At 70.8% G+C, this 23,349-nt stretch carries 23 protein-coding genes; 7 read left to right on the top strand and 16 right to left on the bottom strand.

The window, feature by feature from the left end:
- Nucleotides 1–5 precede the first annotated feature (5 nt).
- The 6 genes from OWM54_RS32100 to OWM54_RS32075 form a co-directional block, all read right to left on the bottom strand.
- Nucleotides 6–629, bottom strand: a complete 624-nt coding sequence (locus OWM54_RS32100; protein WP_223745221.1) for a cytochrome c3 family protein — start codon at nucleotides 627–629, stop codon at nucleotides 6–8.
- Nucleotides 626–1,258: a respiratory nitrate reductase subunit gamma gene (locus OWM54_RS32095; protein WP_267699927.1), complete on the bottom strand. Its 633-nt coding sequence runs from the start codon at nucleotides 1,256–1,258 to the stop codon at nucleotides 626–628. The genes OWM54_RS32100 and OWM54_RS32095 overlap by 4 nt, the downstream gene beginning before the upstream one ends.
- Nucleotides 1,255–2,100, bottom strand: a complete 846-nt coding sequence (locus OWM54_RS32090) for a c-type cytochrome (protein ID WP_141323812.1) — start codon at nucleotides 2,098–2,100, stop codon at nucleotides 1,255–1,257. Before OWM54_RS32090 ends, OWM54_RS32095 begins: the two co-directional genes overlap by 4 nt.
- A 403-nt stretch (nucleotides 2,101–2,503) precedes the next feature.
- Nucleotides 2,504–2,902: a hypothetical protein gene (locus OWM54_RS32085; RefSeq protein ID WP_046715465.1), complete on the bottom strand. Its 399-nt coding sequence runs from the start codon at nucleotides 2,900–2,902 to the stop codon at nucleotides 2,504–2,506.
- Nucleotides 2,903–2,921: 19 nt separating this feature from the next.
- Nucleotides 2,922–4,022 carry a cytochrome-c peroxidase gene (locus tag OWM54_RS32080; RefSeq protein ID WP_267699926.1) on the bottom strand — a complete coding sequence of 367 codons (1,101 nt, stop codon included), beginning with the start codon at nucleotides 4,020–4,022 and terminating at the stop codon, nucleotides 2,922–2,924.
- A 225-nt stretch (nucleotides 4,023–4,247) separates the two neighbouring features.
- Nucleotides 4,248–5,078, bottom strand: coding sequence for a YfiM family protein (locus OWM54_RS32075; protein WP_267699925.1), 831 nt, complete (start codon nucleotides 5,076–5,078; stop codon nucleotides 4,248–4,250).
- A 119-nt stretch (nucleotides 5,079–5,197) separates the two neighbouring features.
- Here OWM54_RS32075 and OWM54_RS32070 point away from each other — a divergent pair, with 119 nt between their 5' ends.
- Nucleotides 5,198–6,301, top strand: coding sequence for an acyltransferase family protein (locus OWM54_RS32070; RefSeq protein ID WP_324289157.1), 1,104 nt, complete (start codon nucleotides 5,198–5,200; stop codon nucleotides 6,299–6,301).
- Nucleotides 6,302–6,310: 9 nt separating this feature from the next.
- Here the strand turns inward: OWM54_RS32070 and OWM54_RS32065 are convergent, their stop codons facing one another.
- Together OWM54_RS32065 and OWM54_RS32060 are read right to left on the bottom strand one after the other, a co-directional pair.
- The gene (locus tag OWM54_RS32065; RefSeq protein ID WP_267699924.1) at nucleotides 6,311–6,865 is read right to left on the bottom strand and encodes an FxsA family protein; all 555 of its coding nucleotides are present in this window, start codon (nucleotides 6,863–6,865) and stop codon (nucleotides 6,311–6,313) included.
- 79 nt (nucleotides 6,866–6,944) lie between these two features.
- A complete protein-coding gene (locus tag OWM54_RS32060; protein WP_223745215.1) occupies nucleotides 6,945–7,451 on the bottom strand; it encodes a hypothetical protein in 507 nt (168 codons plus the stop codon).
- 42 nt (nucleotides 7,452–7,493) lie between these two features.
- On the opposite strand from OWM54_RS32060, the gene OWM54_RS32055 reads away from it, so the two are divergent.
- The 3 genes from OWM54_RS32055 (at nucleotide 7,494) to OWM54_RS32045 (ending at nucleotide 10,691) form a co-directional block, all read left to right on the top strand.
- Entirely contained in the window at nucleotides 7,494–8,804 is a 1,311-nt protein-coding gene (locus OWM54_RS32055) for a class I SAM-dependent rRNA methyltransferase (RefSeq protein ID WP_223781853.1), read from the top strand.
- 30 nt (nucleotides 8,805–8,834) lie between these two features.
- Entirely contained in the window at nucleotides 8,835–9,329 is a 495-nt protein-coding gene (locus tag OWM54_RS32050) for a YkgJ family cysteine cluster protein (protein ID WP_223745213.1), read from the top strand.
- A gap of 243 nt (nucleotides 9,330–9,572) precedes the next feature.
- Nucleotides 9,573–10,691 carry a glycerate kinase gene (locus OWM54_RS32045; protein WP_223745212.1) on the top strand — a complete coding sequence of 373 codons (1,119 nt, stop codon included), beginning with the start codon at nucleotides 9,573–9,575 and terminating at the stop codon, nucleotides 10,689–10,691.
- A 234-nt stretch (nucleotides 10,692–10,925) separates the two neighbouring features.
- Here the strand turns inward: OWM54_RS32045 and OWM54_RS32040 are convergent, their stop codons facing one another.
- Both OWM54_RS32040 and OWM54_RS32035 read right to left on the bottom strand, forming a co-directional pair.
- Nucleotides 10,926–11,897: a nicotinamidase gene (locus OWM54_RS32040; RefSeq protein WP_267699923.1), complete on the bottom strand. Its 972-nt coding sequence runs from the start codon at nucleotides 11,895–11,897 to the stop codon at nucleotides 10,926–10,928.
- Between the two features lie 9 nt (nucleotides 11,898–11,906).
- A complete protein-coding gene (locus tag OWM54_RS32035) occupies nucleotides 11,907–13,352 on the bottom strand; it encodes a nicotinate phosphoribosyltransferase (RefSeq protein WP_223745210.1) in 1,446 nt (481 codons plus the stop codon).
- Between the two features lie 767 nt (nucleotides 13,353–14,119).
- Between OWM54_RS32035 and OWM54_RS32030 the strand changes: the two genes are divergently transcribed.
- Nucleotides 14,120–14,974, top strand: coding sequence for an energy transducer TonB family protein (locus OWM54_RS32030; RefSeq protein WP_223745209.1), 855 nt, complete (start codon nucleotides 14,120–14,122; stop codon nucleotides 14,972–14,974).
- Between the two features lie 4 nt (nucleotides 14,975–14,978).
- Here OWM54_RS32030 and OWM54_RS32025 read toward each other — a convergent pair whose 3' ends face one another.
- A complete protein-coding gene (locus tag OWM54_RS32025) occupies nucleotides 14,979–15,482 on the bottom strand; it encodes a hypothetical protein (protein WP_223745208.1) in 504 nt (167 codons plus the stop codon).
- 123 nt (nucleotides 15,483–15,605) lie between these two features.
- Here OWM54_RS32025 and OWM54_RS32020 point away from each other — a divergent pair, with 123 nt between their 5' ends.
- Complete coding sequence (locus OWM54_RS32020; RefSeq protein WP_223745207.1) at nucleotides 15,606–16,676, top strand: hypothetical protein; 1,071 nt, start codon at nucleotides 15,606–15,608, stop codon at nucleotides 16,674–16,676.
- A gap of 53 nt (nucleotides 16,677–16,729) precedes the next feature.
- Here the strand turns inward: OWM54_RS32020 and OWM54_RS32015 are convergent, their stop codons facing one another.
- Genes OWM54_RS32015 through epmA form a run of 3 tightly spaced genes read right to left on the bottom strand, consistent with a single transcriptional unit; the run spans nucleotide 16,730 to nucleotide 19,163 of the window.
- Complete coding sequence (locus OWM54_RS32015; protein ID WP_223745206.1) at nucleotides 16,730–17,422, bottom strand: inorganic pyrophosphatase; 693 nt, start codon at nucleotides 17,420–17,422, stop codon at nucleotides 16,730–16,732.
- Nucleotides 17,419–18,162: a lysophospholipid acyltransferase family protein gene (locus OWM54_RS32010; RefSeq protein ID WP_046715480.1), complete on the bottom strand. Its 744-nt coding sequence runs from the start codon at nucleotides 18,160–18,162 to the stop codon at nucleotides 17,419–17,421. The genes OWM54_RS32015 and OWM54_RS32010 overlap by 4 nt, the downstream gene beginning before the upstream one ends.
- Entirely contained in the window at nucleotides 18,159–19,163 is a 1,005-nt protein-coding gene (epmA, locus tag OWM54_RS32005) for an EF-P lysine aminoacylase EpmA (RefSeq protein ID WP_223781849.1), read from the bottom strand. Before epmA ends, OWM54_RS32010 begins: the two co-directional genes overlap by 4 nt.
- Before the next feature lie 30 nt (nucleotides 19,164–19,193).
- Here epmA and OWM54_RS32000 point away from each other — a divergent pair, with 30 nt between their 5' ends.
- Nucleotides 19,194–20,930, top strand: a complete 1,737-nt coding sequence (locus OWM54_RS32000) for a chromosome segregation protein SMC (RefSeq protein ID WP_267699921.1) — start codon at nucleotides 19,194–19,196, stop codon at nucleotides 20,928–20,930.
- A 356-nt stretch (nucleotides 20,931–21,286) separates the two neighbouring features.
- Here OWM54_RS32000 and OWM54_RS31995 read toward each other — a convergent pair whose 3' ends face one another.
- On the bottom strand, nucleotides 21,287–22,330 hold the full coding sequence (locus tag OWM54_RS31995; RefSeq protein ID WP_267699920.1) for an SPFH domain-containing protein: 1,044 nt from the start codon (nucleotides 22,328–22,330) through the stop codon (nucleotides 21,287–21,289).
- Between the two features lie 218 nt (nucleotides 22,331–22,548).
- A complete protein-coding gene (locus OWM54_RS31990) occupies nucleotides 22,549–23,349 on the bottom strand; it encodes an ABC transporter permease subunit (protein ID WP_267699919.1) in 801 nt (266 codons plus the stop codon).

The following is a 23,349-nucleotide window of genomic DNA, read 5'->3' as shown; positions in this document are numbered from 1 at the left end:
GGTCCTCAGCGGTGGCAGCTCGAGCAGTCCGAGGGCGGCTGGAGGGTGCGAGGGGTCTTCGAGGGCTCGGGAAGCGGCTCACCGGACATGAGGGCCAACAGCTCCCCCTTGCGCGGCGCGGAAGCGATGGGCGCCGTCAGTCCTTGCGCGCCCGTCTTGCGGTGACAGTCCAGACACCAGCCCATCGTCATGGGCTCCACCTGCTCCACGCGCACCATCTGCTCCACCGCGCCGTGGCAGGTCTGGCACTTCAGGCCCGCGGTGACGTGGCTGGCGTGGTTGAAGAAGGCGTGGTCCGGCAGCCGGTGCACGCGCACCCACTGGATGGGCGCGTTGGCTGCCACCGCGGCGGCCACCTTCTGGATTTCGGGCGAGTCCTTCTTCACCTGCGTGTGGCAGTTCATGCAGACGCTGGCGGACGGCACGCCCGCGTGACGGCTCTGCTCGGCGCCCACGTGGCAGTACTGACAGTCCAGCTCGTACTGGCCCGCGTGGACCGCGTGCGAGAAGGCCACCGGCTGCGCTGGCATGTGGCCCTGCTGGTTGTTCACCGGCCCGCTGCACCCGCCCAGTCCCAGCGCGAGAAGCGCGCCGGCCTGGCCGAGCCCGCGGATGGATGCGCGGCTCATGGCGTCTCCTCCCGAGGCGTGCCGAGCAGGCCCGGCTCCACCGACTCCTCCGCGCGCTGGGGCACCGTCGCGCGGTTCATCCGGATGAAGGGCGCCAGCGCCAGCAGCACGAAGCCCAGGAGCACGTGCACCTGGTAGACGGTCGGCGCCGTGAGCATCCGCGTCGCGTCCGGCTGGAACGCCATCAGCGAGCGCACGTACGGCACACCGATGTGCAGGTACCAGGCGGTGCCCCAGCGCAGCGCCACCGCGATGTACACGGCGGTGAGCACGTGCGCGAAGAGCAGGCCCAGCGTGAGCGCGGGCGTCCACTGCCCCGCCTTCGCCTTGCGAAGCCCCAGCGACGCGAGCCCCCAGGCCAGCAGCATCGCGCCGATGAGCTGCAGCGACTCCAGCGTGAACAGGCGCGCGGGAGAGGCGTTGAAGGCCTGCATCGCGCGAGGCGCGGCCAGCCCCAAGAGATGGAAGAACGCGACGATGGCGACCCCCGCCAGCACCGCGCGCCCCGCGGACGTCCAGGGCGTGGTGGGCGGCGCGGGCTCGCGCGCGGTGACCCTCCAGATGGTGCCCGCCAGGGCCACCCCGGCCGCCGCGTACGGCAGGGCGTTGAAGAGGAACGCGTCGCTCACGACTGACCTCGCGTGGACGGAGCCGAGAACATCACTCCGATGAAGCCCAGGACCGCGGCCATGCCGACGAGCCCCAGGTAGAAGAAGTCACGGTCCCCCCGGGGACGGCTGCCATCGCGGGACACGTCCGCGAGGTACGCCTTGAGGGCGTACTGCTCCTCCTCGTCGAGCGGCGCCTTCGCGTAGAGCGGCCCCATCATCGGCCCCTCCAGCTTCGCCAGCGCCGGACGCATGCCCTTCTCGCCCATCCGCGCGAAGGCGAAGGTGAGGTTGGGGCCCAGCGTGCCGCCGCCCGCCACGCCCAGCCCGCGCACGTCGTGGCAGCCGATGCAGGCCGCGCCGCCGTTCTTCAGCGACTCCGCGCCCTCGAAGAGCCGGCGGCCCCGGGCAATCTCCTCCGGCGTGGCGTCCGTGCCCATCTTCTCCGCGGGCGAGGGCTTGCAGCCGCCCTTCCCCTTCTGCGTGCAGTCGCGGATGAAGGCGTAGAGGCTGTCGCGCTCCGCGTCGGAGAGCGCCTGGTCCGGCATGCGCACGCCGTTGAACTTCGCGAGCAGCTCGGTGGCCACCGGGTCGCCCGAGTCGATGAGCGCGCCGGGGCTCTTGATGAAGCGCGTCACCCAGGCCTCGTCGCGGCGCTCCAGCACGCCGTGGAGGTCGGGGCCAATCCGGTCGCCCTCTCCCATCGAGTGGCACGTGGCGCACCGCTGGGTGAAGAGCTGAGCGCCCTGGCGCGCGGCTCCCTGCGCCAGCGCGGCCGGCGCCGCCAACAGGGCCAGGAGCGGAATGATGGGGACGAGCGTTCGCTCCTGACGCGGCCGTCCTCCCAGCTCACGTGTCCGCATTGCTGCGTGCCCCTCCTCGCGGGGAGGCCGGGCTCAGTGCCCGGCACGCGGCGACGTCAGTGCAACGCGAAGGCCAGGATGCTCCACGCCTCACATCGGCACGTAGCTCCGGAAATCAAGCGAGCGGTGCGCAGCATTTGCGCGCGGTGACGCACGCCGACGCACTGTTTGCCAGCAGGCATCCCGAGAGGGCTCGCGGTGCCCGCGCCAGCACGCGCGCGGCGCACTTCATGACGAAGAGGGCCTCACGGCGGCGAACCTTGCGCTCGGCTCCCCGCGAGACACTCGCGAGATGGAGTCCATGCCCCCGCCCTGCTGAAACACGAAGGCCCCGAGGCGAGAGACGCCTCGAGGCCCGGGCCCACGCGGGGAGCACGAGGCTCCACCCGCCTGGAGCGGCACATCACATCGCGGTGGTGGTGAACACGCCGCGGCCGATGGCCATGATGCCACCGATGATGAAGAGCACCGCGAGCCCCACGCCCGCCAGCGGCAGCGCGTAGCCCGGCTGGGGACGCCGGCGATTCACCGAGAGCAGCGCCTGCGCGGAGCCGGCCGCGAGTACCATCATCACGATGTGGCCGATGAGCGCCGGGTAGTAGAAGCGCGTCACCAGCACGAGGATGCCGAGCAGCACCTGGAGGTGCAGCAGGCCCGCGAAGGAGGAGCCGAGGATGCGGCCTCCCTTGTCGAACGGGCGCTTCGTGGCGAGCCCGAAGGCGAAGTAGGCGATGGCCAGCACGCCCGCGAGCAACACCAGATAGCGGAGCCCGGAGTGGGCATAGAAGAACATTCGGTCCATGGGTCTCTCGGGGTTTAGCTCAGGAAGGGTCCGGCTCGGGAGTCTTCTTCGTGCTGGGCGGCAGGGGCGGCGCGGCGATGTGCTCGCGCGGCGGCAGCTCCCCGGTGAGGCTCTTGAGGAAGGCCACCAGGTCATCCACCTCCGCGTCCGTCAGCGTCCTCGCCAGCTGGTGCTTCGCCATCAGCCGCACCATCGTCGGCAGCTCCTCCACGCTGCCGTCGTGCAGGTACGGACCGGTGCGCTCCACGTTGCGCAGCGTGGGCACGCGGAACTTGCCCCGGTCGTCCTCGTTCTTCGTCGCGTCGAAGCGCCCCGCGTCCTTCAGGCCCGGGTAGTCCTCGATGAGCCCCAGCTTCTGGAACGACGTGCCGCCCACCGCCGGGCCGTTGTGGCACGTGGTGCAGCCCGTCACCACGAAGAGCTGCAGGCCGCGCTGCTCCGCCTCGCTCAGCGCCGAGTGCTGGCCGGCCAGGTACTGGTCGAAGCGTGACGGCGTGGTCAACCCCCGCTCGAAGGCCGCGATGGCGCGCGCCGCGTTCGCCAGCGACACGGGCTTCCTGTCGCCGGGGAACGCGTCACGGAAGCGCGTCACGTACTCCGGCATGGAGGAGAGCGTGGCCACCACGCGGCGCTCGTCCGGCATGGCCATCTCCACCGGGTTCAGGATGGGGCCGGACGCCTGCGCCTCCAGCGTGTCCGCGCGCCCGTCCCAGAACTGCGCGATGTGGCCCGCCGCGTTGTAGACGGTGGGCGAGTTGCGCGAGCCCTTCTGCCCGCGGTGCCCGTCCGACAGCGCCTTGTTGTCCACGCCGTAGGTGTCCAGGCCGTGGCAGGTGTTGCAGGAGACGTCGTGGTTCTTCGACAGCCGGGGCTCGAAGAAGAGCATGCGGCCCAGCGCCACCTGGGCCTCGGTGTCCTGGGGCGCGGGCTTCGCGTCCCTGGCCGGCGGCGTCGGGCGGAAGAAGTGCGAGAGCTGCTCGGGCGTCATCGGCTTGGGGCCCGGGGGCTTCGGCGCGCTCGCCGTCGTGGGCGGCGCGACGGGCTCCTGCTTGCGCTCACAGCCCGACAACGCGCCCAGGGAGGTCAGCGTGAGCAGGGTGACGAAGCGGGTTCGGGACATGACGCACTCCAGGGGGTGTGGACGGCCCGGCACGCTATCAGCCCCGCCTCCGGCCGGGGCCCGCGTCTTTGTGACGCACCCCGCCCGCGCTTCCCGCGTCCATCAGCCCGTCAGACGCCTGCGCTCCGCCGCTCCCCTGCTCCTCGGACGAGGAGCCCCTGGGTGCGAGGCCGCGCCCTGGCCGCTACCTCCCGGGAGCGACAGCTTTGACGGGCCGCTTTCGCTTCAGCGCCCACGCAGCGGGGCGTCCACCGGGTGTGGCAAGCCCGGAGCGCCCCGGCTCGACGACTCGGAGGATGGATGCGGGATGAAGACGGTGGAGACGCGAACCGGGACGTCGATGTCCTCATCTGCCGCAAGTGCCTGATGCGCGGCGCGCGCAGCGGGGGCGGCGTCGAGCTGCCGCGCTGGCTCCAGCGCTCGCTCGCCGACCGAGGGCTCGCCGATGAAGTCCGCGTCATGCCCACCGGCTGCCTGCGCCAGTGTCCTCGCGGCAAGGTCACCGTGCTCATCACGGGGGGCCACGCCGAGCAGGGCAGCGCCTTGATGACGGTGGAGCCGCTGCTGGAGCGAGAGCCCCTCCTGCGCCTCGTCGAGGCCCGCGCGCGTCCCGACCAGGACCTCTTGTCCCCGTCGCGTCCCGAGGAGGAGCACGACGGGCGGAGCGGCCCGTAGCGAGCCCCGCGCCTGGGGGCTGGGCGTGGGGCCGAAGAGGAGCCGGTCCACGAGCCACGACACGCCCAGGCCCGTCGCCGTCCCCGCGGCGTCCCAGGCCAGGTCCTTGAACGAGAAGGTGGTGCCCCGCCCCAGGTCGTACAGCTCCTTGCCCACGCCCACGCCCATCGCGAGCCCCGCGCCCGTCCAGAGCCGCGCCTCGGGCGGCTCGAAGAGCAGCGCGCCCGCGCCGTAGCCCACGCCCGCGAGGACGAAGCAGGCCGCGAAGTGCTTGGGCTTGTCCGGGCCCAGCCAGTCATCCCCCGACGCGGCGCTCGCGACGGGGCTTGCCAGCAGCGCGACGAGACAGGGGGCGAACCCGCTCCGGTTGGAAAGCTTCATGAGCAGGGATGTAGCACCCCACGGACCGTCCAGGTGGCCTGTCCCTGGGTGTGGGGATGACCTCGCCGGTGGTGCGTTTTCGAGACGAGTCCAGCACATCGTCCTATGCTCCGGGTCGCGTGAACCGACTCGGCCCCTCGTTCACCTTCCAGCAGCAATCGAACCGGCACCCCGGGCTCGACGGGGCGCGCGGTCTGGCGGTCCTCGCGATGGTGCTGGGACACACGCTGGACGCGCTGCTCTCGGCCGAGGCGCGCCTGCTGCCGTGGGTGCAGCACTACTGGGCCTTCCGCGGCGTCACCGCGCCCCTGTTCCTGCTGGTGAGCGGCTGGGCGGTGGTGGCCGCGCTGGGCACCCGGCCCAACGCCGCGCGAGACACGCTCGGGCGTCGGGTGCGCCGCTCGCTGTTGCTGCTGTTCCTGGGGTACTTCCTGCACTGGCCCGGGTGGCACGCCGTGCGGGACATGGGCTGGACGGACGCGATGGTGTCGCACGTCCTCACCTTCGACGCGCTCCAGTGCATCGGCTTCGCGTTGCTGGTGGGCTCGGTGCTGCTCGCGCTCGTGCCCGCGCAGGGCGGCCGGCCGTTGGTCCTGCTCGTGCTCGCGGTGGGCATCCCGCTGGTGAGCGCCACCACGTGGAAGCTGGGCGTGGGTCTGCCGGGCGCGGTGCAGCAATTCCTGGGCAGCGCCGCGGGCAGCCGCTTCCCCTTCTTCCCGTGGGCGGGCTACTTCTTCGCGGGTGCGTTCGCGGCGTACGCGCTGCACCTGCTGCGTCCGGGCTGGCCGCAGGGCCTGGCGCTGCTGGCGCTCGGCGCGGGGATGCTCGGGCTGACGCGGATGACGACCGCGGACTGGACGCCCGCGAGCGCGTGGCTGGTGGCGTACCGCGTGGGTCAGGGGCTCCTGGTGCTGGGCGCCGTCAACCTCGCGCCCGTCCGGTTGAGCAAGCTGCTGGCGCCGTTCGGGCGGCTGTCCTTGTGGATCTACGTGCTGCACCTGCCGGTGGTGTACGGCTGGGCGGACATCGCGGGCCTCGCGGGCCGCATCGGCCCCCGGCTCGGAGTCCCCGCCGCGGTGGGCATCGGCGTGGCGCTGCTCGTGACGTGCGCGGTGGTGGCGTGGCTGGGCCGCTGGCTGACGGAGCAGGCCCGTCCGTGGCGCGCCGGCTCCACCACGCTCAACGCGAGCCTGAGCGGCACGCGCATGAGCCCGCGGGCCTGAACGCCGGCCTTAGTGCCTGGGCTCGTCCTCGGTGAACTCCGCGTCCACCTCCGCGCGTGACGCGCCGGAGCGGATGCGGCCGGGAGGTCCCTTCGACGCCGTGTCGGACCAGGACTCGGGGAACGGCGTGCCGCCCCTGGGCTCCCCCGGGAACGGACCGGGGAACCCCATGCCGCCAATGGTGGTGACCTGGAACGAGCCGTCCCGCATGCGGCGCTCGACCGCGCGGCGCAGGCGCGCCGTGACGAACCGGCGCACCGGAGGCAAGAGCAGCGACAGGCCCACCACGTCGGTCAGGAAGCCCGGCACCAGCAGGAGCAGGCCGCCGAGCATCACCAGCGCGCCGCTGAACAGGCCCTCCTCCGGCACCTGCCGCATGGCGAGCGCGTCGCGCCACCGACGCATCACCCGGCTCCCCTCGCGGCGCGCGAGCCAGGAGCCCACGAGCCCCGTCAGGAGCACGACGGAGAGCGTCGGAAGGAAACCCACCTCCCGGCCGATGGCGACCAGCAGGTACAGCTCCACGAAGGGGAGAATCAGTGCGAGCAGGAAGTACTTGAACACGCCCCCAACCTAACGCCGAGCGGCCCCTCGTGCTGGACAACCCGACGGCAGGGGCGGCGCCCCTCCCCTCGCCCGCTGTCTACCTGCCGCCGAGGCTCCCAATCATCGAGTCCACCAGCAGGTACAGGAAGAAGAAGGCGCCGATGGCGATGAGGAAGAACCTGGCGCCGGGCTGGAAGCCGCGCGAGCTCTCACTCGTGGCCGGGGTGAACGACATGGAGCCCACGGACATGGAGCCCTCGTAGCGGACCGTGCGCAGGTACTGGTCCACCACCACGTGGTCATCCGTGGCCGCGAGCGAGCGCCCCAGCTGGGGGTCCACCAGCCGCGCGCCGGCCGCGCTGGCGATGCCAGCGGCCTCGGCCACCACCTCGCGGACCAGCTCCGTGCGCTCGGACAGGGGGATGTGCAGCTCGGTGGCCACCACCCGTCCGCCCTCGCGCAGCTCGCCCACCTCCACGTCCCCGTGCTCGAGATGCCAGAGCCGGTTGCCGTCCGGACGGGCGCTCACCCGCCGCTCGGAGAGGAGGCCATCCACCCGCGCCGCCTCGTAGGGCGTGCCCGGCGTCTTCGTCTGTAGGAGCAACTCGTATCTCACGCGGGTTGCGAGTATACGCCGCCCAACGCCATGCCCACCTCTTCCAAGCCCCCCTCCGGCCCCCATCGCGGCGGCAGACCCTCCTCCCCGCCGTCCGGACAGGGCCGAGGCCGCCCCCACCACCGCCCCGAAAAGGTGGCCCCGGACCGCACCTCGCCCGAGCTGGGCCCGGATGGCCTGCCCCAGGTCTCCCTGCTGCGCCGGGGCGTCGAGCGCTGGCAGGCGGGCCACCCGTGGATCTACCGCGCCGACCTCAACGGCGACCCGGGCCTGCAGGGCGGCGAAATCGTCCGCGTCACCGACGGGCGCGGCTGGTTCATCGGCAAGGCGTTCTACTCGCGCCAGTCGAAAATCTCGCTGCGCTGGCTGAGCTTCGACGACGTCGCGGTGGACGAGGACTTCTTCCGCCAGCGCCTCCTGTCCGCCCAGGCCCTGCGCAAGAGCGCGCTGCCGGGCGAGACGACGTACCGGCTGGTGCACGGCGAGGCGGACGGCATCCCGGGCCTGGTGGTCGACCGGTACGGCGACTACCTGAGCGTGCAGTTCCTGGTGCCCGCCACCGAGCAGCGCAAGGCGCTCATCGCGGACCTGCTCGAGGCGCAGTTCAAGCCGCGCGGCATCGTCAACCGCTCGGACGTGGGCGTGCGCAACCTGGAGGGCCTGACGCCGGAGAAGGGCCTGCTGCGCGGCGAATTGCCCCCGGGCCCCATCTCCTTCGACGAGGGCATGGTGCGCGTGCGCGCGGACCTGCTGGAGGGCCAGAAGACGGGCGCGTTCCTGGACCAGAAGGAGAACCACGTCATGGCGGCGCAGTACGCCGCGGGCGAGGCGCTGGACTGCTTCTCGTACGTGGGCGGCTTCGCGCTCCAGCTCGCCACGCGGGCCCAGAGCGTCACGGCGGTGGAGATTTCCGACCAGGCCGCGGCCCAGCTGCGTGAGAACGCCCAGGCGAACAAGCTCTCCAATGTGGATGTGGTGGCCGCCAACGCGTTCGACTTCCTGCGCGACGCGGTGGACGACGGCAGGAAGTTCGACACCATCGTCCTGGACCCGCCGTCGTTCGCGAAGAACAAGGACGCCTTCGCCGCCGCGGTGCGCGGGTACAAGGAGATCAACCTGCGCGCCATGCAGCTGCTCAGGCCCGGCGGGCACCTCATCACCGCGAGTTGCACGTACCACGTGGACGAGCAGGCCTTCGAGGACATGCTCGCCTCCGCCGCCGCGGACGCGAAGCGGCGCATGCAGATCATCGAGCGGCGCGGCGCGGGCAAGGACCACCCCGTGCTCGTGAACCTGCGGGAGACCCGCTACCTGAAGTGCTACGTGCTGCGCGCGATGTGAGCGCCCGGCGCGCGGCCAGAGGGCGAGGACATGCGGAGCCGGGACTGGGATGACGAGGAGGAAGCGCCCACCACGCGGGGCTCCCACCAGAAGGAGCGCGCGCTCAAGGAAGTGCGCGCCATCTTCCGCCAGGCCGACGCCGCCTACGGCCCCTTCTCCTGCCCCGCCAGCGGTGAGTGCTGCCAGCTGTCCCGCACGGGCCGCCAGCCCTGGCTGTGGCTGCCCGAGTGGGAGCTGCTCACCCAGGGCCGCCCCCTGCCGCCCGCGCGCGAGGACGGCGGCTGTCCCTACCTGGACGCGGCCGGCAAGCGCTGCACCGTGTACGCGGACCGGCCCTTCGGCTGCCGCACGTTCTTCTGCGAGCGCATCCGCGGCCCCGCCCGCCAGCCCGCAGAAACCGTGGGGGCGTTGCTGGAGCGGCTCGAGCGCGTCTCCCAGCAGCGCGAGCCCTCGCTGCGCGCGCCCCGGCCCCTGCTCGAGTGGCACGCCGAGGCCCTCGCCCGGGCGTCAACCAAGACACCCTGACGGGTCATCCCTACCCACCCCACCGCTCCGGGTCTGCATTGAATCCCACTCTTGGATTCAAGCTATTGAGGCAATTCCAGAAGTTCAGTGACACATGACGCATGTATCAGTGTGAACTCGCCCGCCGACGAGGCCATGATTGCGCGGGCAATCCGGCTGTGGAGGCGTGGGCGTGCGGAGAAGTCTGACTGCGAGGACGAAGGGGAACGGAGACCACCCGGTGGCCGGTGGAGCGTCCTCGTCGTGATACCGCCGCGTTGGCTCGTCGCACCGCAGGAGTACAAGGGCACCCTCACGGCGTCGGAGGCCGCGGAGGCGATGGCCCGGGGCGTGCGGGAGGTCTCTCCCGAGGTGGTGCTGGACCTGGCGCCGCTGGCGGATGGCGGCCCTGGCACCGTGGAGGCGTTGCTGTCGGGGACGCGTGGCGAGCGCCGCGTGTGCCGGGTGCATTGTCCCCTGGGCAAGCCGATGGAGGCCGCGTGGGCGCTGCTCGAGGACGGGCGCACGGCGGTGGTGGAGATGGCCGCGGCCTCCGGGCTGGCGCACCTGGAGCCCAATCCCGTCAGCGCGAGGAAGGCGTCGACGTACGGCGCGGGTGAGCTGATGCGGGCCGCGCTGGACTCGGGCTGCGAGCGGCTCATCATCGGACTCGGTGGCAGCGCGACGACGGACGGCGGCACGGGCGCGCTCACGGCGCTGGGCTATCGGTTCCTGGATGCGAACGGACATCCGCTTCCGCCCGGTGGCGCGGCGCTCTCGGCGCTCGCGCGGGTGGACGCGAGTGGACGCCATCCCCGGCTGGGCAAGGTGGAGCTGATGGGCGCCACGGACGTCACGTCGCCGCTGCTGGGCGCGGATGGAGCGGCGCGGTTGTTCGGTCCGCAGAAGGGTGCCGACGCGCAGGGCGTGGAGGAGTTGGAGGCGGCGCTCGCGCACTACTCGCGCGTGGTGGGGGATTTGTCCGCGGGCTGGCCGGGCACGGGCGCGGCGGGAGGCTTCGGCTTCGGGCTGGTGGCGCTCGCGGGCGCGCGGCTGGTGCCCGGGTACGAGCTGGTGGCGCGGGCACTGGGGCTGGAGCGGCGCGTGCTGCTCGCGGAGGTGGTGCTCACGGGCGAGGGACGCTTCGACCGGCAGACGTCGCTGGGCAAGGGCCCCGGGGGACTGGCGCGACTGGCGCGTGAGCACGGCACGCCGGTGGAGCTCTTCGCGGGCTCGGTGCGCCGCGATGAAGGCGTGGAGCTGGACCTGTTCCACACGGTGGTGGACCTGAGCACCCAGGCGCGTCCCGGCGCAACGGCGGCGGAGGTGCTCCAGGAAGCCGTGGCGCGCTGGACGGCGGCGCGACTCAAGACGACGCGCTGAGGCCGGGGCGGAACCTCGGACTCGCGTGACGGGCCCAGGCGACTGGCGTGGGCCCGACGCACGCGGGACCGGATGTGGGGTACCCCACCGGATGCGCGCCTCAAGGCGGCGCGCGGAGGCTCACGCACGCGACCAGGCCGGGGGGCACCTCGGACGCGCGTGACGGGCCCAGGCGACTGGCGTGGGCCCGACGCACGCGGGACCGGATGTGGGGTACCCCACCGGATTCGCGGCTCAGTCCTCCAGCGGGTCCGCCGTGCGCACCACGCGCATGCCCGCCGCGCGAAGCTCCTCGATGGCCGCATCCGCCATGCGCGGGAAGTCGAGCGCGGGAGGCAGCGGATTCAGCGGCGGCGCGGGCACCGGGCTCATCGCATCCACCAGGATGTGCACGCGCCCCATCCGCGAGCGGTCCGTGCGCTCGATGTGCTCGCGCAGGTCGCGCAGGGTGGACAGCACGCAGTGCGACTTGGCCTGGCCGAACACGTAGACGCGGTCGAACGTCATGAGCCGCTCGAACAGGCGCGTGTTGAACTCCCCCACGCGCTGGCCCTTCACCTCCGTCACGTCCGGCGACAGCACCGAGTAGTTCTCGGTCAGCGGGTGCTCGCCCTTCAGCTCGAAGTGCGTGGGCGTGTCGCGCACCAGGGCGTGGAACGCGCTCGCCTCGTAGAACGCGGGCACCAGCGCGTGGCTCAGTCCGCCCAGCAGCGCGTGGTACGGCCAGATGGTGTGCACGTAGCGACCTCTCGCCTCCAGTCGCTCGCAGTACTCCAGGCTCTCCGCCTCGAAGCGCGTGGCGCGCCAGCGGCCCGCGCGCACGTCCGCGGCGGTGATGGACGTGAGCGGCGGCGGGGGCTTGCCCTCCGCGTCACGCCACCACGCGGGATGGAAGATTTGAAAGACGCGGTGCGTGTCGAGCGAGAACACCAGCTCCGTCACCCGCCCCAGGTTCGCGTAGAGCCAGCGCAGCGTGCGCTGGGTGTCCTCCACCGCGCCCGGGACGAAGAGGCTGGCGCCGGGCGTGCAGAAGGCCACCTGCACGTCGATGCCGAAGGCCGCGATGCGCACGCGGTCCTCGCTCGCCGGACGCGCGCGGTGCTCGGCCGCGTAGCGCAGGGCCTCCTCGGCGACCTCTCCGGTGCGCTCCAGGTAGAGCTGTCCGGCGCGAGCGTCGTCGTGGAACCGGGGAATCGGCAGCGTCATGGGTCGTCCTCAGCGTCCCTTGGGGAAGTGCTTGCGCGTGAGCTCCTCGACGAGCGCGCGCGTGGCCTGCGTCTGGGAAATCTTCGCGGGCTCCGAGTTCACCTCCAGCGCCCCCACCAGCGAAGGCGTCTCGGGCTCGGCCTCCATCAGCGGGAAGTACCCATCCGGCACGGGCTCGCCCTCCTGTCCCACCAACCCGATGGGCCCGGAGCCGTGGCGGCGGCGGAACAGGACGGGCGTGCCGGGGATGCTCTGCTTGCCCTCGGCCAGCTCGTTGCCGAACTTCATCACCGGCTGCGGGCCCGTCTGCGACAGCTTGTAGATGGCGGCCACCTTGTCGCGCGTGAAGGGACACTCCATGGTCCGCGCGACGATGTGGCCTCCGTAGCCGTAGAACTGCGAGCCCGGCTCCCAGCCCACCTGTCGACGCAGGTCCTCGAACTCGCGCGTGGCCTCGGCGTCCAGGCCGTCCTCGAGGATGTTGACGGGCTTGATGCCGATGTCGCGCGCGCGCGTCACCGCGTACAGGTACTGGAGCTTCTTGTTGCCCGAGTCGAAGCGGATGGAGTCCCCCGCGCCCGGCTCCTCGCGGATGAGCTGGAAGGCGGCGGGGATGCCGGAGGTGAGCGTGTCGAAGGTGTCCAGCAGGTAGCTGGAGCGCTGCGGACGGCGCTCGCGCATGGCGCGGAAGGCGGCATCGTCCGAACCGAAGCGCTGGATGTGCTCGTGGCCCATGGTGCCGACGGGAATCATCCCCAGCTTGCGCGCGCCCTCCACGTTGCTGGTGCGCGTCACCCCCACGTCCTTGCAGGCCCGCAGGGCCAGCTCGTGCTGCTGCTGGCAGGTGGCCGCGCGCAGGCCCACCTCGAAGATGCGGGCCGGGTCCTCCACCGCGTCGATGAGTTCTTTCACCGTGGCGCGCACGCGCTGCAGGTAGCCCTCCGAGTCCACGGTGATGGGCACCGGCTTGACGCCCACCGCGTCGAGCGTCTCCAGGGCAATCGCCTTCTGCTCGTCGCAGGTGACGCGGGCGAGCGCGCGCGCCAGTCCCTCGCGGTCCGTCAGGGCCTGGGTGGCCACCTGGATGCGGAAGTTGAGCTGGAGCAGCAGCGGCTCCACCCACGAGACGAGCGCGGAGGGACCGGTGACGGTGAGGATGGGCTCGCGGGGGAAGAAGCACGCGCCGCGAGGGATGGCGCGGACGGAGAGCTTCTCCTTGCGGAGGATGGCCGCCTTGAAGCCCACGCCCATCTCGTAGTCGTACTTCGCGAGAAAGTCGTAGTCCTCGGGCTTGGGCTCGGGCAGGAGGGCACGCACATAGGCGGCCAGGTCCAGCGGCATGACCTGGAGGCCGCCCTTGCGGTGTGAGTAATAGAACGTCTCCCGGCGCAACGGCCAACCGGCCTCCGCCATGCTGAACTTGTAGCCATCCGTCGCGAGCAGCGAGGTCGCCATCCTGGGTACCTTCCTCCGATGTCACAGGAGACTACGCGCGCCATGATGGGTTTCCTACCCTTCCACCGCGCTTTCCCAAGCACACCGGGCAGGCGTGATTAAACCTGGAACCCATGTCGCCGGCCCCCTCCCGACGCCTCCTCCCCGCGCTCGTCGCCAGCCTCGCCCTGCATGGGCTCCTGTGGCTGGGCGTCGACAGCGTTCCGGAGGGCGCCCTCCGAGGGCCTCGTGCGCCCCAGCCCCCGCGCCCCGCGCTGGAGTGGGTCGAGGTGGAGGTGCGCTCACCGCCCGCCCCGCCTCCAGTCCCCCCGTCCACGCCATCGGAGGACCGCCGGGGCGATGACGGCGATGCCGTTGCGAACGCCCGCGCGCCTCTCCCCAACGCATCCATTGGCGGCGCCCGAAGCGGTGACAGCGGCGCGGCCCCACGGAGGTCCGAAACCAGCCCTCCTCGGCCCGACAAGACCGCACGAGCACCTGAGGCCCCTCCAGCGGATTCCGACCGAACCGACGGCGCCGTCGCACGCGCCACCCCGGCCCCGAAGGAAGGCATCGTCCGAGCCGCGCCCCAGCGCGACGCGAACACCCTGACCGCGGACGCGCCGCGCCCCGATACCGCGGGTGCCCTGTCCGCCCAGCCTCGCGATGACAGCCCGAGCGGGGAGCTGGCCGACACGCGAGCCATCACGAACCGTCCACCTCCGGCCGACGCGCCCCTCATGGCGCAGGCCCCCAGCGAGAACACTCAGTCAGCTGAGTCTTCCGACGTGCCGCGACAGGCTCCACACGGTGACATCCCGCGCGCGGCGCCCACCGACGCGCGGCGCGAGGGAGCACGCCTGCTGCTCGCGGCCCGGACCCAGCGCGTCTCCGCGTGGCGCAGCGAGGAACAAGCGCCCCAGGAGCGTGAGCTCCGAGGCGCCCGTGAGCCCACCTCCCCCCAGGCGCTCGTCGAGGAGCTGGTCGCCGAGGGCGTCGGCCGGGGCAAGGTGGACCGGGGACTGGTGCATCCCTACTTCAGCCAGCTGGGCAAGACACTGCTGGGCCTCTGGGACGCGGACCGCGCCGTGAAGGAGCATGGCCTCCAGGGCTACTTCGACATGGGCATGGAGCGCAGCCGCGCGTACGGCCGCGTGTGGGGCGAGCGCGCCGCCAACTACGGCGCCACCGGTGCCTTCGCCGCGAACAAGCCCCTCGAGGAGGACCGTCGCCGCCCCGCGAGCCAGGTCGGAGACCCCACGCTGCGCATGCGCCAGGAGCTACGCGAGAAGATGCGCGAGGAGTTCCGGGCCACGCGCCGCGCCCTCATCCGCGTCGTGCAGGACCCTCAAGGACGCCTGCTCGACGTCGAGCTCGTGGAGCCCAGCCACCAGCCCGAGGTGGACAACGAGGCGATGAAGGACGTCCGCGCCGCCGCCCAGAAGCTCCCGCCCCCTCCCGCCGAGGCCGTGGGCAAGCGCGAGCGAATCACCAGCCTCTGGGAGTTCGAGCTGATCCTCTCCATCAGCCCGCCCATCCCCATCTTCACCTTCGAGTTCGACGAGGCGCTCGGCTTCATCGACACGCGCCTGCCCCTGGACAAGCGCATCTACAAGCGCGTGCGGCTCGTCGAGCTGCGCTGAGCCGCTAGAGACAGTCGATCAACCCGTCATAGAGCGTGGTGCTCGTGCCGGGCAGCGGCGCGTCCATCGGCTCCGGCCCGGACAGCGCCTTCAACAGCGCCGCCATCGTCGTGCCCGGCACCAACGGGCTCGTGCAGGCCCACGTGCGCGCCTCCGTGGTGATGGCCCCCGACCTGGCATCGATGTGCTCGTAGCTGCCGCCGAACACCCAGAGGCACTGACCGATGACTCCCGAGCGCTGCCCCACCGAACAGCGGAACACCACCGTCTCGATGTTGCTGTAGTCCCCCTCGCAGAACGTGTCCCCGCAGATGTCATCGAAGTTCTTGCGCAGGTTGGCGCGCAGCTGGAACCAGGCGCGGAAATCCTCCTCGGAGCTCAGGTACTCCACCACGTCCACGAACGGCCCGTGCTCCTTGCCCGGAACGAATGCTCCCGGAAGCCCACGTGCCCCCGCCAACGTCGACAGCCCCAACAGCGACAACAACCCCCACGAACGAATCCGCATCACGACGACCTCCGGATGGTGCCGTTCCACCCCACCCGGCCTTGACTCGTTTTTCAAGTAAAGCAGTGTTCACAATTTATCCAAGATGACGTGGAGTGACGCCTTCCAGAAAGGCAGGCCGGCATGCCGTCACCTCTTCGTCGTGTTTCCGAAGTGCTGGTGTCCACCCTCGTCACCGTGTCCCTGGGGCTGCTCGCGGGCTGCGGCGAGGGGTACTCCGAGGACGACCCGTTCGGCGAGGCGCAGCGGGCGCTGCTTGACGGGGTCGGCTCGACGGCGGCGCGCGCGGCGCTCACGAAGCGGTGGGCGCCCATCCACTACCAGGACGTGGACGTGACGGGCTCCCACTCGCTGGGCGGCAAGTCGGACTTCCTCACGCGCGTGGACTTCGACGGCGACTGGAGCGGGACGAACAACTGGGACAACACGGGCTCTCGGCTGTTGTCCGCGCACGCGTACCAGTCCGTCGTCGAGACCAGCTCGCACTGGTACCTGCTCTACCTGTTCTTCCACCCGCGCGACTGGTCCGACAACATCTTCGACAGCGAGCACGAGAACGACGGCGAGGGTGTGCTGCTCATCGTCCAGCGCGACGGCAGCGAGTACGGCGCGCTCGTGGGCGCGGTGACGGTGGCGCACAAGGACTTCTTCTCCTTCGTTCCCACCGGCAGCCCGCTCGGCTCGGGCGCGGAGAGCGTGGACGGCACGCTGTCGCTCGCGTCCTTCGAGGGCGTGCTCCATCCCATCACCGCGCAGGAGGCCAAGGGCCATGGCCTCAAGGCGTGGCCGGCCTACGACATCGTCGGTGACGGCGTGAAGTACTTCCCCTCCCTCACGCTCGCCGAGCAGCCCGCGTCCGCCACCGCCGCGGACGTGCGCTACAAGCTGCTCGACTTGTACGGCGGCGAGGGGCTCTGGCAGCGCCGCGAGCTCTCCACGCTCTTCTCCGGCTGGGGCACCTTCCGCGGCGACACCAGCGGCGGCTGCGGGCTCGTCGCGGGCAACTGCTCGTCCAACTCCGCCAACGCGCCGTGGGGCTGGGACGACGGGAATGACGGCCCGGTGCTGCGAGGAGAAATCGCCACGGACCCGGCGAAGCTCGCCGCGCACTACTTCAGCCCGTCGTCACAGTTCTCCCGGACGTACACCTTCAACCCGTACCAGGGCATCGGCACGGACCCGAACCAGCCCTGAGTCCCAATCACCGAGGAGCGGACGACACCGCCCCGCTCCCCGGTGAGGCACCGTCAGGACGCGCGGCTCTTGCGCGCCACCGGACGCCGCGCGCGGCTGCGCACGGGCGTGGTGGGCGCGTTGCCGTAGACGCGGTCGTAGTCCTTCATGCTGCGGCGGATGACCTCGAGCGCCTCGGGGCGGTCATACACCTCCGCGATCTCGACGCTGCGCTTGCCCTCGCCGGGAATCTGCTTGTAGGTGAGGAAGTAGTGCTTGAGGCGATCGAGCAGCGGGCGCGGCAGTTGCGCGATGTGCTGCAGCTCGCCGTAGACCAGGTCGGACTCGAGCACGGCGATGATCTTGTCGTCCGCCTCGTCGCCGTCGACCATCCGGAAGCCGCCCACCGGCACCGCGCGCACCAGGAGGTTGCCGTTGCTGACCACCTTCTCCGTCAGCACGCAGATATCAATCGGGTCGCCGTCGCCCTTGATGTCGCGCATGCCCGTGCGCTCGGCGCAGCGCTTCGCCACCAGCTCGTCGCAGAACGTCTGCGGGATGAAGCCGTACAGCGTGGGGCACTGGCTGCTGAAGCGCTGCGGGCGGTCCAACATCAGGATGCCCGACTCCTTGTCCAGCTCGTACTTCACCGCGTCCGTGGGGACGATTTCGATGTACGCGGTGACGACCTCCGGAGCGTCGTTGCCAGGGGTGATTCCGTGCCAGGGATGAGATGCGAACGACTTCTGAGGTGCGGGCTTCTTCATGTAGGTACGTCTCCCGAGCGTCGACACGCCTCGGAGTAGAGTTGCGCGACCGCGTCCTCCAGCTGGCGCGTGAGCGCCTCGCGGTCCTGAATCGTCAGGCCTTGCGTGGTGATGGGCGCTCCCACCGCCAATGCCACGCGCTGTCCCCACCGCACGGCCCGTCCTCCCTTGGGAAGGATGAGCCGGGTCCCTGACACGGCCATGGGCACCACCGGCACGCCCGCCTGGATGGCGAGCGTCGCGGCCCCCTTCTTGAACGGCCGCAGCCGGCCGTCCTCACTGCGCGTGCCCTCGGCGTAGAAGAGCACGCTCACCCGCTCGCGCAGCGCCGTCACGGCCTCCTCCAGCCGGGCCCTGTCTTGGCTGCTGCCGCTGCGCACCACGGGGATGTTGCCCGCCAGCCGCAGCGCCGAGCCGAACACCGGAATCTTGAATAGCTCCGCCTTGGCCACGAAGCGCGTGTGCTTCTCCAGGTAGGCCAACCCCAGCGGCGCGTCGTAGTGCGACTGGTGGTTGCACACGAAGACGACGTGGCCCTCCGTCGGAATGTGCTCCAGGCCCACCGCCTCGTGACGCACGCCCGCCGACGCCAGCACGCCCTGCGCCCAGAGCTTCAGGAGCTTGTCCGCCTCCCGATGCGCGCCGGCCACCGACAGCGCCGATATCGCCGACGACGCAGCGCCCGTCAGCCCCACTGCTGAAACACCCGCGAACGCTGTCCGGACGATGTCTCGAATCACACGAACTCGTGGGCGGGGAACAGGAGCACATCCGAGATGCGCTGGACCCCGAGCAGCAGCATCAGGATTCTGTCGAGCCCCACGGCGATGCCCGCCGAGGGTGGCATTCGACCTACCGCGTCGAGGAACCGCTCGTCCAGAGCATACACGGAACGTCCCAGTCTGCGTCGCAGGTCCTGTTCCTCGAGCAGGCGGGCGCGCTGCTCGGCCGGGTCCGTCAGCTCGCTGAACCCGTTCGCCAGCTCCAGCCCCTTCGCGTACAGCTCCACCCGCTCCGCCACCGCCGCGTCCCCGGGCTTGAGCCGTGACAAGGCCGCCATCGACGCCGGGTACTCGATGAGGAACGTCGGCCGGTCGAACCCCAGCCCCGTCTCCACCCGCTGCAGGAACAGGTGGAAGAACACGTCGTCGAAGCTCTCCGCGTCGCCCGTCCGCACACCGATGGCCTCCGCCGCCCGCTTGAGCGAGGGCCCGTCCGAGTGCACCCGGATGTCCACCCCGGTGGCGCGCAGCACGGCGTCGCGCACGGTGAGCCGCTCGTAGGGGGTGCGCGTGAAGAAGGCCGGGTCCGCGCCTGGCTCACCCTCCGTGGCCGAGCGCCCCGCCTCCGCCAGCGCCCCCTCCAGGTCCGCCATGATGGCGTGGTAGTCCGCCTGGGGCCGGTAGAACTCCAGCATCGTGAATTCCGGGTTGTGCGTGGTGGAGACCTCGCCGTTGCGGAACACCTTGCAGAGCTGGAACAGGGGGCCGGCCCCGTCGGCGAGCAGGCGCTTCATCGCGTACTCGGGGCTGGTGTGGAGGTAGAGCGGGCGCTCGACGCCCACGTTCGTCTCCGGGACGAAGCGGGCCTCGAAGGCGTTGATGTGCGGCTCCATCCCGGGGGTGGGGATGAGCAGCGGGGTCTCGACTTCCAGGTAGCCTTCTGCCGCGAAGAAACGTCGCAGGGCGGAGTAGAGGGCCTGGCGTCCGCGGGCGGCCCGCCATTGAGAAAGGTTGGGCATGGGCGGGCCGGAAGTAACATGAGGCCCCACATGCACCCAAGGATTCCCCTCCTCCTCGCAGTCGCCTGCTGCCTGAGCGCCTGCCACAAGGCGCCTCCCGCCGACAACCGGCCGCCTCCGACGGAGGAGCAGCTGCTGACGGCGGACGTCCGAGCCCTGGCCTCACGCGCGGAGACGCTGCTCGAGGCCCAGCACCGCCTGGTGTGGGTGTTCTGGACCGAGGGCCGCCACGTGGACGTCTCCGGGACGTACGCGGGGCAGGAGGACCTCTTCACGCTCGACAACATCCGGAAGCTGGACCGGCTGCGCCAGCTCACCCAGGACCCGCGCGAGGTGCGCGCCCTCACCGCGCTGCACTCGCACTTCGCGGGCGAGTACCTGTCGCACGCGCTCGCCGAGCACAACGACGCGTCCGCCAACCTGGAGGCGTCGCTCACCTTCAACCTGGACGGCAAGGAGCTGCGCTACCGGGATTTGGAGCGGCTGCTCGCCAACGAGCGCAGCGGCAATCGGCGCAAGGCGCTCTACGCGGCGGCGACGCCCGCGCTGGAGCGGCTCAACCAGACCTTGCGGCGCAAGGAGGAGGAGGCCGAGAAGCGGGTGAAGGAGCTGGGCTTCCCCTCGTACGAGGCCTTCGGCAGCGAGCTAAGGCAGGCGGACCTGGGCAAGCTGAGCGTGCTGGCGGAGGAGATCCTGCAGGCCACGCAGGGGCCGTACCGCGTCGTCATGGAGCGGCTGGCGCAGCGCGAGCTGAACCTGGCCTTCAAGGACATCACCCGCGCGGACATCCCGCGGCTGTTCCGCTCGCGCGAGGTGGAGGACGCGTTCCCCAAGGGCGTGTCGCTGAAGAAGGCGCACGAGACGCTGGCGGGGATGAAGCTGGACCTGTCGACGCAGAAGAACGTGGAGATCGACGAGCGCGACCTGCCGAAGAAGAACTCGCGGCCCCTGGCGCTGGCGGTGCGCGTGCCGGAGGACGTGCGGGTGTCGTTCAAGCCGGGCTCGGGGGTGCTGCACCAGGCGCGGGTGCTGCACGAGTTCGGGCATGCGCTGCACGCGGCCTTCACCGCGGAGACGCGCTTCGAGCTGGCGCGGCTGGGCAACCCCACGGTGGGCGAGGCGTACTCGTCGCTCTTCGAGGACCTGTTGGAGGACCCGGTGTGGCTGGAGGAGCACGCGGGCCTGAGCGGCGAGGAGCGCGCGAAGTACCTGGCGACGTCGAGCGCGCACAAGCTGTACCTCATCCGTCACGCGGCGGGCCGGCTCCTGTACCAGTTGGAGCTGCACCGGCGCGCGGACGTGGACCCGAGGGAGCTGTACCGGGAGATCATGTCGCGCACGGACGACATCCCGATGACGGCCGAGGACACGGCGCGCTACCTCGTCGACCAGGAGGACTTCTTCCAGTCCGCGGACAGCTTCCGCGCGTGGTTCCTGGCGGGGCAGATTCAGGCCCAGCTCAAGGCGCGCTTCGGTCCGTCGTGGTGGCACTCGCCGGGGGCCGGTGAGTTCTTGAAGACGCTGTGGGCGAAGGGCAACGCGCTGTCCGCGCGCGAGGTGGCCCAGGCCATGGGCGAGCCGGGCATCGAGCCGGACGTGCTGCTGCTTCGCCTGGGCACCACGCTGCAGGTGCCCATCCGGTTGGACATGAAGTCGGAGGACACCGTCAGCGCACCCGGGCCTGAGGGCACGCCCGCGCCCACGGCGCAGGATGCGACGCCGCAGGGCGCCGCCCCCTCGATGCCCGCCGCTGGCCCCGGGCAGTGACGCGACGGGCCCCAGTGCGGCAACAACGCCCGCGTCAGCTCTGCTGACGTGAGGGCTTGATTGGCGGTTTCGGTGGTTGCGGCGCCAGAGGAGGCCTGGCTGGCGTCGGCTGGATGGGCTGCGTCGGCGGTTTCGGCGGTTTCGGAAGGCCCGCGGCCTCCCGAGAGTCACTCCACGACATAGAACCCCCTGCGGACGATGAAGCGGATTGCCGCACCCTTCTCGCAGACGGCCCTCCTCCGGGACATACCTCTCGCGGAGTAGAGACACCGCCGCACAAACCCCTCAACGACAAGGGCCCCCGCCCTCACGGTGGAGGACGGAGGCCCGGATGTCGTGAAGCGAAGCGGCGCGGACTACAGGAGCTTCATCAGCTCCGCGCGCTTGGCGTTGTACTCGTCATCCGAGAGCACGCCCGCGTCCTTCAGCTCCTTGATCTCCTTCAGGCGCTGCGCGGGGCTGCGCGTGTCGGCCGGGACCGCCTGCTGCGCGGGCTCCGGAGGACGCTGCTGCTGTTGCTGCTGGTTGTTCATGAACTGCTGGGCCATGCCGAAGCCCATGCCCATGCCCATGCCGCCCAGCGCGTTGCCGCTGCTCTCGCCGCCCTTGGCCATGCCCTCGGCCGCGCCGAGCATCGCCTGACCCTGCGCGTACTGCTGGAAGCCGCCGGCGAGGCGCGAGTACGCCACGTCCTTGCCCAGCTTCTTCAGCGTCGCCTCGTCCTCCTCCTTGATGCTGACGTGGAAGTTGCCCATCCGCACCACGGTGAGCCCGTAGTCGTCCACGTGCGGCTTGAGGCCGGCGATGACCTCCGTCTCAATCTCCTCCGTGTACGCACCGCTCGTCACGTCGAGCAGCGGCCAGCGCTTCTTCACCAGCAGCTCGGCGATGCGGTCGCGCGTCACCTTGAGCACCTGGTTCTTGAACCAGCCCAGCAACGCCTCGTTGTTGGAGCGGCCCATGCCCACCAGGCCCACCACGAGCTTCTCCGGGTCCGTCACGCGGATGGAGAAGTCGCCGTACACCATGGTGCCGATGCCCAGGCCCGTCTCCGGGTCGCGCACGTCGCCGATGGGGCCACCGAACTTGATGCCCGGGAACTCACGGACGGAGACGAAGAAGACCTCCGCGACGAACAGGTTGCCGCCCGTGAACTTCTCCAGCAGGCGCGACAGGAACGGGATGTTGTTCGAGTCGAGCTGGTGACGGCCCGCACCCAGCTTCCCCTCGACCTTGCCGTCCTTGACGAAGAGGGCCACCTCGTCGGCGTCCACGGTCAGCTGGGTCAGCATCCGGATGTTGTTCTCCGGATACTTGTAGATGATCTCCCCCTTCGCCGTGTCCGCGCGAGCGATGAAGTTGCGCTTCGCCTCACCCTTGATGGTGTCGAAGATACCCATTGCTAGTCAGCGCCTCCGTGGCCGCCGTGGCGGCCGGCAAATCCGCGCCACCACCCGACCCTCTCTAAGAACATGGCCCCCGCGACGAAAGCGCGCCCGCTTTCCGACCGGCTGCCCTGCCTGCAACATGCCAGTTTCACTGGCCATTGCCTAGCCGCTCGCCCACCGGGCGGCCCTGTCTCTGATGCCCGGTCAACGGCGGCGTTCCGGCCCTTATTTCAGCCCCAGCGGCTGACCAGGCGCTCCCGGTCCAGCAGGCGGATGCTCGCCCACAGCAACACCCCGTCGAGCACCAGCACCACCGCGCCCTGGAGCGCGTAGTACATGAAGCCCGCCTTCAGGACGCCGGCCACCTGCCCGCCCACCATGCCGACGAGCGGCAGGACCACGAGCGCGGAGATCTGCTGCGCCATGCGGGCTTCGCTCACCCGGGCGGAGATGAGCACCGCGACGCCGTTGCCGAAGAAGGCGAACAGGGGCGCAATCACCAGCACGCCGAAGGTCCACAGCGCGTTGGGCATCAGCGGCCCCTGCACGAGCGGCCACGCGACCAGGTCCACGCCCACGCAGAACAGGATGAAGGCCACCCACGTAATCACCACCGCGGGCACCAGCGACGCCAGGCTCTTGCCCGCCACCAGCTCCGCGGCCGTCACCGGCGAGGCGAGCAGCGGCTCCAGCGTCCTGCGCTCCTTCTCCCCCGCCACGCTCTGCGACGCGATGAGGATGGGCACGAAGATGGGCATCACCAGGAACAGGCCGAACCAGTCGGTGAGCGTCTTGTCGATGAGGAAGCGCGCGGCCGACGCACCCAGGGGCAGCGAGGGGTCATAGAACTGCGCCACGCTGCGCAGGTCCGCCTGGTTGGGCGTGTTGACGTACGTCCACACCACGATGATGGGCACCGCCACCATCACGGTGGGCAGCACCGCCATGGACACCAGCAGGCCCACGTTCTTGCGCAGGTCCAGGAAGTCCTTCCAGAACACGGCCAGGGCCCGGCGCGGACGGAATGCCAC

This window comes from Myxococcus sp. MISCRS1, assembly GCF_026626605.1.
GTDB lineage: Bacteria > Myxococcota > Myxococcia > Myxococcales > Myxococcaceae > Myxococcus > Myxococcus fulvus.
This window is presented reverse-complemented; position numbering and strand designations above follow the sequence as displayed.